This window comes from Kushneria phosphatilytica (genome assembly GCF_008247605.1).
GTDB classification, from domain to species: Bacteria; Pseudomonadota; Gammaproteobacteria; order Pseudomonadales; family Halomonadaceae; genus Kushneria; species Kushneria phosphatilytica.
In genome coordinates, this window is sequence record NZ_CP043420.1 from 921,901 (window position 1) to 935,147 (window position 13,247).

General features: G+C 58.4%; 12 protein-coding genes. 1 reads left to right on the forward strand and 11 read right to left on the reverse strand.

The genetic code is table 11. From position 1 onward, the window contains the following. Positions 1-110: 110 nt before the first annotated feature. Positions 111-1,457, reverse strand: coding sequence for a glycosyltransferase (locus tag FY550_RS04020; protein ID WP_149054374.1), 1,347 nt, complete (start codon positions 1,455-1,457; stop codon positions 111-113). A 171-nt stretch (positions 1,458-1,628) separates the two neighbouring features. On the opposite strand from FY550_RS04020, the gene FY550_RS04025 reads away from it, so the two are divergent. Beyond that, the gene (locus FY550_RS04025; RefSeq protein ID WP_070975821.1) at positions 1,629-2,171 is read left to right on the forward strand and encodes a DUF2585 family protein; all 543 of its coding nucleotides are present in this window, start codon (positions 1,629-1,631) and stop codon (positions 2,169-2,171) included. Between the two features lie 3 nt (positions 2,172-2,174). Here FY550_RS04025 and FY550_RS04030 read toward each other — a convergent pair whose 3' ends face one another. The 10 genes from FY550_RS04030 to FY550_RS04075 form a co-directional block, all read right to left on the reverse strand. Then, on the reverse strand, positions 2,175-2,945 hold the full coding sequence (locus tag FY550_RS04030) for an SDR family NAD(P)-dependent oxidoreductase (protein WP_070975824.1): 771 nt from the start codon (positions 2,943-2,945) through the stop codon (positions 2,175-2,177). Positions 2,946-3,040: 95 nt separating this feature from the next. Continuing rightward, positions 3,041-3,970, reverse strand: a complete 930-nt coding sequence (locus FY550_RS04035; protein WP_070975826.1) for a Gfo/Idh/MocA family protein — start codon at positions 3,968-3,970, stop codon at positions 3,041-3,043. A 108-nt stretch (positions 3,971-4,078) separates the two neighbouring features. Continuing rightward, positions 4,079-5,869 (reverse strand): IlvD/Edd family dehydratase, encoded by a 1,791-nt coding sequence (locus FY550_RS04040; protein WP_070975828.1) that lies wholly within the window; start codon positions 5,867-5,869, stop codon positions 4,079-4,081. A gap of 125 nt (positions 5,870-5,994) precedes the next feature. Then, complete coding sequence (locus FY550_RS04045; protein ID WP_070975830.1) at positions 5,995-6,786, reverse strand: ATP-binding cassette domain-containing protein; 792 nt, start codon at positions 6,784-6,786, stop codon at positions 5,995-5,997. Continuing rightward, on the reverse strand, positions 6,783-7,817 hold the full coding sequence (locus FY550_RS04050) for an ABC transporter permease (RefSeq protein ID WP_199287847.1): 1,035 nt from the start codon (positions 7,815-7,817) through the stop codon (positions 6,783-6,785). The genes FY550_RS04045 and FY550_RS04050 overlap by 4 nt, the downstream gene beginning before the upstream one ends. A 3-nt stretch (positions 7,818-7,820) precedes the next feature. Next, positions 7,821-8,927, reverse strand: a complete 1,107-nt coding sequence (locus FY550_RS04055) for a sugar ABC transporter substrate-binding protein (RefSeq protein ID WP_070975835.1) — start codon at positions 8,925-8,927, stop codon at positions 7,821-7,823. A 46-nt stretch (positions 8,928-8,973) separates the two neighbouring features. Beyond that, positions 8,974-10,176, reverse strand: a complete 1,203-nt coding sequence (locus FY550_RS04060; RefSeq protein ID WP_070975838.1) for an aldose epimerase family protein — start codon at positions 10,174-10,176, stop codon at positions 8,974-8,976. Positions 10,177-10,713: 537 nt separating this feature from the next. Continuing rightward, entirely contained in the window at positions 10,714-11,487 is a 774-nt protein-coding gene (locus FY550_RS04065) for a FadR/GntR family transcriptional regulator (RefSeq protein WP_199287848.1), read from the reverse strand. Between the two features lie 207 nt (positions 11,488-11,694). Continuing rightward, positions 11,695-12,618: a lysine exporter LysO family protein gene (locus FY550_RS04070; protein WP_070975840.1), complete on the reverse strand. Its 924-nt coding sequence runs from the start codon at positions 12,616-12,618 to the stop codon at positions 11,695-11,697. Positions 12,619-12,653: 35 nt separating this feature from the next. Then, on the reverse strand, positions 12,654-13,229 hold the full coding sequence (locus FY550_RS04075; RefSeq protein ID WP_070975842.1) for a hypothetical protein: 576 nt from the start codon (positions 13,227-13,229) through the stop codon (positions 12,654-12,656). Positions 13,230-13,247: the final 18 nt, after the last annotated feature.

Below are 13,247 nucleotides of genomic sequence, written 5' to 3' on the forward strand. Positions count from 1 at the left end.
GAATGTTCAACATGAACTTTGGTGGCAGAAGTCGCACGATCCGCGTAATTCGGGCTCGGTAGCAGTGCAATCATTGCTGTGGTTGGCGGGCGGTGCCAGGAATCCCGTGATCAGGGACAGCCATGCCTGGAGGGGGTGTGGGGAGTCTCGAGCAAAACTGCACAGGTGTCGCGAGAGAGGACCTCATCAAACCCTTCCCGAGCGTCGCTGCTGCCCTGGAAGTACAGGGTGCGTTCGATATGTTCGACTGCACGCATGGCTCCTCCAGCCGAAGCGATCTCCTCGCTGAGGGTCAATGCTTGTCGACGATAGTTCGGCGCCGTCAGCAGGTGTTCCAGTGCCGAAGTCAGGCGGGCGACGGTCAGGTTTTGAGGCTTGAGCTGCAACCCCAGCTCATGGTGTACAAGACGTGCGGCAACACCTGGTTGATCGTAAGCCAGTGGAATGGCCAGTATTGGCACAGCGGCGCTCAGTGCATCCAATACCGTATTGAGGCCGCCGTGACTGATGCAGACATCACAGTGAGCAAGCAGATCCCGTTGTGGGATATGGGCCACGACTCGGGTGGCATCGACCGTGGCGGCCTGGTGAGGTGTCAGGCAGCCGCAGTGTGAAATGATCAATTGCACATCAAGACGGCGACAGGCTCGCGCCAGCAACCTGAAAATATCCAGGCGGTGGCCTTGCAATGTCCCCAGTGAGGCATAGATCAGCGGTCGTGCAGGGTCAATGGAAGCATCAAGTACGGGCGAAGATATCTCATCCATGGAAGAGCGAAGCGGGCCGACGGGCACCAGATGAGCGCTTTGTGACGTTCGGGGGAAGTCCAGGCCCGGTACGGTCTGGGTAATGCACTGCAGTTGGGAAATACAGTCATGCAGTTCGAAACGCGGGGGCAATCCCCACTGTCTGGCCCAGTGAGCGATGGCACGATTATGACGTCGCATCAGCCAGCGTGAGATGTTCTCGGCGACGCGGTTATGCTCCTCGCCCCTGGCAGTAGGATCATGGCGCCAGCCAAGCCAGGGAGGGGGAATGCCGGTATCACGGTCGATGGGAAGCGCCGAGGCAATCGAGACCAGCGGCAGTTGCAGATGCGCGGCGACCAGTCCTGCCCCGGCCTCCATCTGATCGCCCAGCACGATATCCACATTGCGCTCCCTGAGTAGTCCGGGTGCTTGCTGACAGAGTCTGTCGGTGCGTTCTGTCAGATCGCCAACCGTTTGGATCAGAGCTGGGGTCAAGCGCCTTTTCAGGCCGGCAATAGGCCGTCCGGCAAGTGCGGGGGAGGCCTCGAGCAGGCACACCTCAATGTTCGGATGCTGCAGGCGAAGTGTTGCACCTATGGGCAGTATGAACGTTACGACATGCCCGCGGGCAACCAGTTGCTCTGCCAGGCTCTCGAATACCCGCAGGTGACTGGCGTATGGCGGGCAGATCAGCGCGAGATGAGACATGGTATTTTCCGTAACAGTGCAGAATCCGAGCCTGGCAGGGGCTCGATCCGAACGCCCACCCAACTGCCACGACAGGTCAGAGCAGGGCACCGCCGGGCTGATGGAATGGGCCTTGGCCCGATCCCGGCCCGCTGATGCCGCTTATGAGCAGGTCATTTCGAGCATGCCAACATGAGCAGAAGGATTACTGTACAGCGTATCGCGGGTATTGCGACCGTGCCTGTCATTCAGCTGCTCTGGCTGCGTCTGATGGGACGCAGTTACTTCTGTCCGTGTGGAGAAATCCACCTCTGGCAGGGACAACTGGATCCGGCGCGAAATGCCCAGCAGTTTGCCGACTGGTATTCGCTGCTGCATGTGATCTTCGGTATGGGGGTGTACACACTCCTGACTTTGATGCGCCCTGGCTGGCGGCTGTATGAGCGGGCCATGATGGCACTGCTCAGTAGTGCCATCTGGGAGATAATGGAGAATGCGCCCTGGATTATCGAAGTTATCAATCGCTCATCTCAGGGGCCCCATTATAGTGGTGACAGCATTCTCAATTCACTGGAGGATACCCTGTTTGCCATGATCGGCTTCCTGCTTGGCTGGCGTTTGCCGAAATGGAGTCTGCTGCCACTGGCCGCAGCGCTGGAAATCAGCGTATCGCTGGCAATTCACGATGGGCTGATTCTCGGCACACTGCGGCTGATGGGAGGCAATGTTGACTGAAACTCAGCACCAACCGCCGTCGATAACGTACTCCTGGGCGCTGCACTGTGCGCTGTCATCGGCGGCCAGAAAGAGCACCGTAGGGGCAACATGTTCCGGTGTCAGCTCGGTCTTCAGACACTGATGCGCAAGGATGTTGTCGAGATCCTCAGGTGAAATCCACAGCTCCTTCTGACGCTCGGTCATGATACAACCCGGAATAACGGTATTGACCCTGATGCCGGAGGCGCCCAGATCTCGCGCCATGGTGCGCGTCAGGCCGTGCACGGCAGCCTTGGCGGTGGTATAGCCCGGCATGTTGCCCTGGGCGAGCTTCCAGCTGATCGAACCGAAGTTGATGATCGAGCCTCCACCCAGTCGTTCCATCTGCGGCGCGACGGCCTGAATGGCGAAGAACTGCGGACGCAGATTGATGGCCATGCGCTCGTCCCAGTATTCCGGCGTCACCTCCCGCCAGTCGTGACGATCGTCACGTGCTGCATTGTTGACCAGTACACCGATCGGGCCGTGTTCCTGTTCCACCCGCGCGATGACCTCCTGCAGGGCCTTGATATCGCGAATATCGCAGGGCTCGAAATGCGGCGCGTTGCCGGTTTCGCGCTCCAGATCGTTGACCAGCTGTCGGCTGGGCTCTTCGGCGATATCGATAAAGACCACGCGAGCCCCCTGCTGGCAGAAGGCGCGAGTGAGGGCCGCACCGATGCCGCTACCGCCCCCGGTGATGAAAACGGTTTTATTGCTCAGACTGGGATAGCGCGCATTTTCAGAAGCCATGATGTTGTCCTTGTCCATGAGAATTGAGGTAAGCAGAGCGCACTGTCTCTGCCCGGGTCGTAACGAAAGTCCGAGGTTGATCAGGTTCGGACGAGCTATTCATCAAAGGGCGCAACCACGATACGCTCGGCAAGCATGAAAGCATCTGCCACATGACGGAAAGGACGCACATCGACCTCACTTTGTCCCGCATCGATCAGCTCGGCGAAGCGCCGATAGAGTCCTGCATACTCGACATCTTCGCCGTCAATCAGTATCTCGCCATCAATACTCAGCCGGCTGCCCCCTTCCTCGAGCAATAGCGTGCCTCTTTCGGTTTCCACGGTGATCTGCCAGGTCTGTGGGCCAGTCTGCCGCCAGTCAAAATCGGCATGAATGGGCGTTTCACCGGCATCGGTGAAATCCAGTTCGGCCGCGATGGGGGCCTGGCAGTTCTCCGGTACCTCCAGCCGGGCGCGTTCAAGAAAGAACTCGTTCGGCAGGATGCGGGTCATGATCGACAGGGCATTGATGCCGGGATCGAAAACCCCCAGTCCACCAGGCTGCCAGACCCATTGTTGGCCGGGATGCCAGGTGCGTACATCTTCGCGCCACTGTACGTCGACATGGCGTATGGCGGCACTGCCAAGCCATTCCCGTGCGCGTTCCACCGCGGCAGCTTCACGGGCATGCCAGCTGGCAAAAAGGGTAACGCCAGTCTGTCGGGCCCGCTCAGCCAGGTCTTCGACCTCGCTGAGTGTCACTCCGGGAGGTTTCTCCAGAAAGACGTGTCGGCCGGCATTGATCGCCGCACAGGCTTGTCGATAGCGAACCTGGGGAGGCGTGCACAGCGAGACGGCATCAAGCTCGGGCGCCCCCTCCAGCATGGCATCAAGCGTGTCGAAACTCCTGATGCCATTAATATTGGCGTTACGGCTGGCACTGGCGATCAGTTCGAAACGCTCATTACGTTCAAGCGCCGGGAGATGCTGATCACGGGCGATCTTGCCTACGCCGGTAATGCCGATACGTATGGGAGAACTCATCAATCGATCCTTGTCCGGATTGAACACTACGCGAAAGCGTAGCGAACCTCAGGCGACATGCTACCGCTCAATCCGGCGCTTCCGGAGGCAGGACATGTCGGTGTTGGGTCAGTGATTATCGCGCGCCTCGCCATGAGTCTCGATGATACGAATAAATTCCGTTGCCGGTTCCATGCAGGCGCCCTGACCGTGCTGGCCGACCGTACGGCGATGGAGCTCCTGCCAGGGGCTCTGACTGGGCGCAATGGCGGGCGTCCACTGGCTGCGGCGAAGGGCGAGTACCTCGTCGCTGATCAGCACATCGACGCGATACTCGCTGAGATCGACTCGGACCCGGTCACCGGTCTCCAGTAGGGCCAGATTGCCTCCCCTGGCGGCTTCAGGTGACACATTGAGAATCGAGGGGCTGGCCGAAGTGCCACTTTGGCGTCCATCTCCCATGGTGGGCAGAACGGTGATGCCACGTTTGAGGAGTGCGGCCGGTGGCTGCATGTTGACCACCTCGGCGCCGCCCGGGTAGCCGATCGGCCCGCTATTGCGAATCACCAACAGTGAGTGCTCGTCGATTCCGAGTCCGGGATCATCGATACGAGCGTGATAATCCTCGGGTCCTTCGAATACCACGGCGTTACAGGTGAATACGCCTGGTTGTTCGGGATCACAAAGAAAGCGTGCCCGAAATTCCGTGTCGATGACACTGGTCTTCATGATGGCGCTGTCGAACAGGTTACCGCTGAGCACCACATAACCGGCAGATTCCCGCAATGGCTCGCTGTAAGAGCGAATCACATCATGATCAGGCTCGCTGACGTTAGCCAGATTCTCGCCCAGAGTCCGACCGGTGACCGTTCGGGCCTGCGGCTTGAGTACGCCTGCACTCAGCAATTCACGCAGTACTCCGGGTACGCCGCCGGCTCGGTAGAAGGCTTCCCCCAGATAACGACCGGCCGGCTGACAGTCGACCAGCAAGGGGATATGACGGCCCAGCCGATGCCAGTCATCAAGCGTGTGATCCACACCCATATGACGGGCGATGGCGATCATGTGAATAGGGCAATTCGATGAGCCGCCCAGCGCCGAGGCGGCAATCACGGCATTCTCGAAGGCTTCACGAGTCATGATATCCGAGGGGCGCAGGTTTTCATGCACCATCTCAACGATACGCTTGCCGGTCGCATGGGCCATCCAGCCTCGTTCGCGGTAGGGGGCAGGAATGGCGGCACAGCCCGGCAGCGACATGCCGATCACTTCTGCCAGCGCGTTCATCGACAGCGCTGTGCCCATGGTATTGCAGTGGCCGATCGAGGGAGACGATGAGGCGACCATCTGCATGAACTCCCGATAATCGATCTCGCCGGCCGCATGGCGCTTGCGGGCCTCCCAGATGGTTGTGCCGGAACCGGCCAGCTGACCCTGCCACCAGCCGTTGAGCATGGGGCCGCCCGAGAGCACGATGGCCGGGATATTGACCGTGGCCGCTGCCATCAGACAGGCCGGTGTGGTCTTGTCACAGCCGGTCAGCAGGACCACGCCATCGAGTGGATAACCGTGCAGGATCTCGACCAGCCCGAGATAGGCGAGATTGCGATCCAGCGCGGCGGTTGGTCGCCGTCCCTGTTCGGCCAGCGGATGCACCGGGAATTCCATGGGAATGCCGCCAGCGTCGCGAATACCCTCTCGTACGCGCCTGGCCAGTTCCAGATGGTGGCGATTGCAGGGCACAAGATCGCTGCCGGTCTGAGCGATGCCGATAACTGGCTTGCCGGACTGCAGTTCTTCCAGGGTGATCCCACTGTTCATGTAGCGCTCGACGTAAAGTGCTGTCATGCCCGGGTTATCGGGATTGTCGAACCAGCGACGAGAGCGCAGGAAGGCCGATGTATTGGAAGGATCCGTCATGTGGGAGGGTGATCCGGTTACGGGATTACCAGGCTGGAGTCATTTTTTGAATGTCTGACATAATCGGCTGGTGTTCAACATGGACCTTGGTGGTATACGCCAGCCCGGGCTGGCGTATGGAAGGCTCAGGCTGAAGCGGCCTGATCGACGTTGCGATAGGAATTGACCACGATATCGGTCAGCTCCTGGATCGAGGTATCAGCGGTCGCCCGGTCAAAGGTGATGCTGCCATGCTGAAGCAGGTTGATTCGGTCACAGACATCGAAGATCTGGGCATAGTTGTGTGCCACGATGATGACTGCCAGATCGGAGGTTTCCTTGAGTCGACGAATCAGATCAAGAATCTGTTTGCTCTCGCGCACCCCCATGGCCGCAGTGGGCTCATCGAGTAGCAGCACCTTGACATTGTCCGAGTAGACCGATCGGGCAACGGCAATGGCCTGACGCTGCCCGCCGGATAGCTTGGAGATTGGCACGTCCACCGAGGGGAGCCGAATGCCGATCTCGCGCAGCTGGGCATCCGCCTTCTCGCGCATGGCTGCATCGTTGAGCAGGCGCAGCGGCCCACCACGCAGAATCTCGCGTTTGAGGAACATGTTGCGAAAGACGCTCAGCTCATTGATCAGTGCCAGATCCTGATAGACCGGTTCGATCCCTATCCGCCGAGCATGTGTGACGGAGCCGAATTCGACCGGCTGACCATCGAAGTAGAGCGTTCCGCTGGAAGGGCGGTGAAACCCCGTAAGAATCTTCATCAGCGTCGACTTGCCGGCACCGTTGTCTCCCAGCAGCGCCAGTACCTCCCCGCGCTGCAGTCGGAAGGAAACATCGGAAAGGGCTGTGACCTGGCCGAAGCTTTTGGAGAGGTTCTCGCCGCGCAGGATATCATTGCCGGCCGAATGAGTAGCCGCTGTCATGTTTTTCCCCTTGCCCGCAGGCGACTGAGGTGCACGTTCATGATCATGGTGATCACGATGGCCAGACCGAGGATCATGTCGAAGGTGTAGGCGCTGACCCCGGAGATGGTGAAGCCATCCTTGAGAATGGCCAGTACCAGGGCGCCCAGTAGCGCACCAATGACCGTTCCCGAGCCGCCGGAGAGCAGCGTGCCCCCGATGACAGCCGAGGCAATGGCCATGAACATGATTTCGGTGCCCCCCGAAAGAGGGTCTATGGAACCGATACGGAAGGCATCAAGGATGCCGGCCAGGCCGCCCAGCATGCTGCACAGCATGAAGTTGCCGATCTTGATTCGCCCGGTACGAATACCGATCTGTGAGGCGCCCAGCGGGTTACCACCCGTGGCGATGGTGTGCAGCCCCCAGCGGGTGCGAAACAAAATGAACTGAAAGATCAGCGCTATGGCTGCCATCCAGATCAGCGCCCCGAAAACGTTACCGCCCAGAACAGCCGTCCAGAAATCACCTGCCTCGGGCTGTACCGGGAACCCCCCGGAGATGGTCAGTGTCAGGCCCTGGATAAAGAACAGCATGCCCAGTGTCGTCACGAAGGAGGAGACGCCCAGGCCGATAGTGATCAGCCCGTTGATCAGCCCGATCAGCGCTGCAACTACCAGTCCCAGCACGATGGCAATGCCCAGTGGCAGTCCCGCCTGCTGGGCGAAGTACATGACGAAGGGGGTGAGGGCATAGACCTGACCCACCGATAGGTCCAGCTCACCGCAGATCAGTACCATGACTTCGCCGGCGGCGATGATGGCGACCGCCGTTGCGAACTGCGAAAGCACTCCAATGTTGTTGATGGTCAAAAAGGCCGGAGACGTCGCCTGGAAGTAGATGACCAGTACAATGGCTGCCAGCAGGATGCTGGCTTCACGCCACTGTGCCATTTTACGGCCTACCCCGGAGAAGCCACCGACCTTGCCTTTTGTGGCTGCCGGCCCCTGGGTGGACCGGCTGTCTGCATTCTGGTGATCGGATGTCGTCATGCGTTATTCAACCGTAATGGGGCCGGAGCGCTTGACCAGTTGAGGCTGTCGGCTGTTGCCTTCGAACCGGGTTTTGGTATCGAGATAGGGCTGGACGCTCTCCTGGGTGACGAACTTCAGACCGGTATTGATGTTGGCCGGACCGGTCAGTCCACCCGACAGCTTGAACAGGAAGAGTTCGAGTACGGTGTAGAACCCCTGCAGATAAGGCTGTTGATCGATAGTGAAGTCCATGGCGCCGGCCTTGATGGCATCCAGAGTGCCAGGCAGCATGTCGAGGCCCCCGGCCCTGACGCCCTGCTCATGCAGATTGTGCTTTTGCATCAGCTTGCCGACAGCCATGGTGCTACCCGCATCGACAGCAAACATGGCCTTGACGTCCTTGTGGCCCAGATACCAGGACTCGACCCGGGAAACCTCCTCGTTAACGGTAGGGCCGGTAGCGACTTCACGTAGCTGAATATTTTTGCCGGATTCCTTGATGGCCTCTTTGGCACCATCGAGTCGAGGCTGAATATTGAGCTGCCCGGGTGTGGCGATGAAACCGGCAACTTCTCCCCCGTCCACCATGGAGGCGATACGTGCGCCCAATGCCTTGCCGGCCAGAAACAGATCCTGACCGACATAGGCCAGCCGATGGTTGTCGACATCCGCGTTGTAGGAAATAACCGGTATACCGGCCTGCAGGGCGCGATCGACAGGGTTGTTGAAGGCATTCGGGTCGACCAGGGCAATGGCCAGCCCGTCAGCCCCGCCGGCAATGGCAGCATTGATCGAATTGACCATTTCACTGGCGATCGACTTCTGCGATCCGGTCCACTGATAGGTGCAACCCAACAGGGCACAGGCGTCCTCGATGCCGTACTGGGTGGCGACAAAGAACGGATTGGTGGTGACGTGATTGACGAAAACGAACTTCCATTTCGGATGTTCGGGAAAGTTGCCGGCCCCGCCACCGTCTGCTGCCCGAGCCAGTCCCGGCATCCCCAGTCCGAGGGCGCCAAGTGACGCCAGTGCCCCGGTGCCTACTGCTCGCCTGAGCAGGGCGCGTCGCGAGGGTTCCATTTCCTTCATGGTTTCTTCATCCAGTGATGGGTGCTGCTCTTTCATGATGTTGTTCTCCGGTGGGCGTCGCTTTTCAGGGGGTGTCACGACTTCAAAGCGGCAGGAACTTGAAAATGGTGGTCTGGGTATAGGGTTGGCCCGGATTCAGCCGTGTTGAAGGGAAGTCCGGCTGATTGGGTGAATCGGGAAAGTGCTGTGCTTCAAGCGTGAAACCACCCCAGTGCTGATAGGTCTTGCCGTTCTTGCCCTTGATCTGTTTGAGAAAATTACCGGTATAGAACTGTACGCCCGGTTCGGTGGTATACATTTCCACCTGACGGCCGGATTCCGGATCAATGACCCGGGCATCAAGCGCCATGGGCTTACCGGGGTTGTCGAGCACCCAGTTGAGGTCGTAGCCACCCTGGTCGGGTTCGGCATAATGCAACTGAGGGTGGTCAGCATGGATGCGTGCCCCGATGGGTGTGAGCTGCCGGAAATCCATCGGGGTGCCCTGTACCGTGGCGATCTCCCCGGTAGGAATCAGCTGCTCGTTCATCGGCGTATAGTGGGAAGCATTGATCATTGCCAGCTGGTCGAGCACTGTGCCTTTGCCAGCGCCGGCAAGATTGAAATAAGTATGATTGGTCAGATTGATGACCGTCGGGGCATCGCTGATGGCGGTATAGTGGATACGCAGTTCGTTATCGTTGTTGAGCGTATAGCGTACGGTAACGGTCAGGTCGCCGGGGAACCCCATCTCGCCATCAGGGGAGAGCGTGCTGAGTTCTACCCCTCGCCAGCCGTTACCCTTGATGGTATGTGCCTTCCAGACATGTGTGTCGAATCCCTCAGGGCCACCATGGAGGGCATTGGGGCCGTTATTGGCAGGTACCTGATACTGGCTGCCATCGAGGGTGAATCGGCCACCGGCCAGTCGATTGGCATAGCGGCCGATCAGAGCACCAAAATAGGTATGATTTTTCTGTTGATCATCGAGATAACCCTGCAGCGTATCGTAGCCCAGAGCGATATCATCGAAGTGCCCATTCTTGTCCGGTACCCGAATGGATTGCACGATACCGCCATAGGTTAGAATGGAAACTTCCATGCCATTATTATTGGTCAGTTGATACCGCTTTATTTCCTGTCCATTGGGTAGTTTGCCGAAGTTGGAAATGCTGATATCACTTTGATGCTGCATGTCTGATTTCATTGAAGTCTCATGGCCGCTGGTGCCGGTTTCGGTTGCAATAGAGACCCCGGAAAAGGCAACAAGGCTGGCAATGGAGACGCAGGCAAGCGATTTATACATGGGAATCGACTCCCTCGAGGCAGTCATTTGCCTCACTGAATTTCGCTATGATATCTGCCCGGTTGCTGGCGCTTCGTAAATCCTGATGGATTTTGTGTGGCCCATTCGAAAGTCGTCAATTCAGGGCAAATACCCACTCCGGCACACCTGAAAAAAGACATGATCAGAAAGACATGATGTCGATCTGAATCTGTTGTTCAGTCACTTCGCTTGCAGGCGTGCGCCGGTTTGATCATTTATGACTGAAGCGCGCTGGCGGGTTTATTGAACATTAGTTGCATTATGTCGTACATGTTAGCACTAACACGATGGCCAGTAGTGCATGTGCCGTACTGTTTGAGTGCACAAAGTGCCAGTAAAACATGAGGTTGAAGGATGGCTTCAGTAAGGAAGGGGGAGGCAAAAAGAGAAGAGAAAACAGGAGTAAACTTTGGTAAAAGAAACTAAAGTCGATAATGGGATGAGTGGAACGTGACACCAGCGCCATCAGGTGGTAGTTGCCCGACAGCGACGGTCATTCAGGTGATACGGATGAGATTATGGGGACGATGACATGATCCATGCGCCTGCCATGTCCTGAGGGAGAGGTTCCTGAGCGGTATCCATGCCCAGTGCCATGGCCGTACCACGCAGGACTTCCCGGGCGGCTTCGAAAGCCTGGCCTGGCTGGCGCATACGAATACTCTCCATCAGGGCACGGTGACGGTCCAGGCTCTCTTCAGGATTGGGCGTACTGGTGTTGGATTCCACGACCACCAGCTGAATCGAAGGACGCAGGACATGCGAAAGACGTGACCATACCACGTTGTGTGTCGCGCGATAGATGGCGACATGGAAGGCCACGTCATGGTCATTGTGCATATGGCGGGGAGGGCCATCGGGGCTTGCATAGAAATCCCGATAGAGCGCGTTCCAGGCCTCTTCGATGGCGACCAGATCATGAGCCGTTGCCTGCTGTGCGGCTGTCATGGCGACGAAGGGCTCTACCGAAAGGCGAAAAACCAGAATTTCCTTCAGGATTTCCTGATTGGGAGCGGCGAATCGCGCGATCCAGTCAGTCACTACCGGATCAAGAATATTCCATGATTGCCAGGGAAGAACACGGGAACCATGGCCGGAAATACGTTCGATAATGCCACCGTCCACCAGCATCGAGAGCTGGCGTCGCACCACATTTCGACTCAGGTCGAACTGTTGGCACAGATCCAGTTCGCGAGGAATGAAATCGCCGGGTTGATAGTGCCCGGCCAGGATATCCCGGATCAGCATTTCGGCAATGTGGGGCATTCGATCAACAGAAGATGGTGCCATCCCTGACCTCATTATTCGTGTTACGGCCGCGAATCCTCGCTGATATAGCGTGAAGAATTCGCCACGCGAGTCATGACCATGAGTATGACAGGTTATCAGGCAGGGAGGCACGCAATGTCATTATTTAAGTGACGCAGCCCATCGTCGCCTGGCAGGCGTGAGGGATAGTGGATCTGCTGGCCCTGCAGGGACCGGACATACCGTGTTTCAGGTGCCGGAGCCCAGTGCCAGTACAGTCAGCATGATGGGTGGCGCGGCGAGCGAGAGTAGAAACCCGCTGACCAGGGCCAGTGGGACCCGCTCCAGGCCGCCAGCACGCTGAATCATCGGCAGGGTGACATCCATGGCAGTGGCCCCGGCATAGCCCACGCCCATCGCAGGACGCTGTCTTGTCAGCAGGGGGATCAGCAGCATGGCCAGCAGTTCACGGCCAAGGTCGTTGAATAGCGCAACACCGCCCAGCGCCGGCCCCAGCTGATCTCCGATGACGACAGCCGATAGCGAATACCACCCAAAACCTGCCGACATGGCCAGACCCTGTGCCCAGGGCCAGTCCAGTAGCGGAGAAACGAGCAGCCCCGCCAGCAGCGAGCTGCCTGCCAGTGTCATGGCGATGGCCAGCCCAAATCGATTGAGCACAATACTGTGCAACGCAACGCCGGCGTTACGCAGCTGGATGCCGATCAGTCCAAGCAGCACGTAAAGCGCCATCTCGGTGGCCCGATCGGCATGCATGGTCAGTTGTGGCCAGAGCAGACCCAGCGCTACACCCAGTCCGACGACGCCGATCAGTCGACCACCGTCCAATAGCGATACAGTCAGGGCGCCACCAGATGAGTCGTTACCGGTGGCCGGGCTCTGACGTCGATGTCGCCATCGATCGAGCAGCGCCAGGGCGCTCAGATTGAGCGAGGCGGTCAGCGCAAACAGTACCAGGGCCTGAACCCCCATGCGCGAAAACTGACTGGCAAGATCATCCAGCCCCGCCAGGGAGAGCCCCATCAGCAGGAGAATGAAGTGAATGGTCGCGCCGACGCTACGCGACACCAGAGTGCGCCAGCGTTCGTCATTCAGCACCACCAGATAGCCCAGGATCAGTGGTAACAGCAGTAGTAGCAGACCGATCAGCACTCCAGCGCGACTCCAGCGGGATAAATGGGACGGGGTTAATGTACCGTGGCCGGCTCGGGGAAAACTGTCAGCGACATCAGCTGTAGTCTTGCCGTACGCGTGCCTCTGTCGAACACTTCGACCTGTACCAGCAGACCAGGATAGTGCGGCGAGAAGTAAAAATGCAGTTGCCGCGTCGGTTTATCCGGGTCCCAAGCCTCGACATGTCGAGTGGCCAATACACCTGCCGGTGTTGGTAGCGTGCTGTCACCGATGATATGCCACTGGAGATGTCGGGGCCGACCACGATGATCAAGCCAGTCAAGCATACAGGGCGCCTCGGGCCTTCGACAGTGTTGCCGGAATGCTGCACGGCTCCACTGAAACAGCGCGCTTTCACGATCCGGCAGTTGCATCATCGCTTTGGCATCCAGTCGGTAGTCATCACCAAAACCGAACAGCCGGTAACGACTGTAAAACTGCCATGGTTTGATCCGATTCTGATCGCCAAGGCGAAAACGACTGAATTCGTAGCCGGTGGCAATCCGGATTGAAGCGTGCAGCGTGGCGCGCCAGCCATCTTCGTCGCGTGCGAGTGTATGGGTGACATTGGCATCCGGCCAGCTCGCCACATTCAGGTGATAACCGGC

Bases quoted from the DNA above. Each gene is read 5' to 3' on its own strand.
- FY550_RS04035 (WP_070975826.1), bottom strand. From the start codon at position 3,970: ATGAGTTCTCCCATACGTATCGGCATTACCGGCGTAGGCAAGATCGCC.
- FY550_RS04020 (WP_149054374.1), bottom strand. From the start codon at position 1,457: ATGTCTCATCTCGCGCTGATCTGCCCGCCATACGCCAGTCACCTGCGG.
- FY550_RS04050 (WP_199287847.1), bottom strand. From the start codon at position 7,817: ATGACGACATCCGATCACCAGAATGCAGACAGCCGGTCCACCCAGGGG.
- FY550_RS04045 (WP_070975830.1), bottom strand. From the start codon at position 6,786: ATGACAGCGGCTACTCATTCGGCCGGCAATGATATCCTGCGCGGCGAG.
- FY550_RS04025 (WP_070975821.1), top strand. From the start codon at position 1,629: ATGAGCAGAAGGATTACTGTACAGCGTATCGCGGGTATTGCGACCGTG.
- FY550_RS04030 (WP_070975824.1), bottom strand. From the start codon at position 2,945: ATGGCTTCTGAAAATGCGCGCTATCCCAGTCTGAGCAATAAAACCGTT.
- FY550_RS04060 (WP_070975838.1), bottom strand. From the start codon at position 10,176: ATGTATAAATCGCTTGCCTGCGTCTCCATTGCCAGCCTTGTTGCCTTT.
- FY550_RS04065 (WP_199287848.1), bottom strand. From the start codon at position 11,487: ATGGCACCATCTTCTGTTGATCGAATGCCCCACATTGCCGAAATGCTG.
- FY550_RS04040 (WP_070975828.1), bottom strand. From the start codon at position 5,869: ATGACGGATCCTTCCAATACATCGGCCTTCCTGCGCTCTCGTCGCTGG.
- FY550_RS04055 (WP_070975835.1), bottom strand. From the start codon at position 8,927: ATGAAAGAGCAGCACCCATCACTGGATGAAGAAACCATGAAGGAAATG.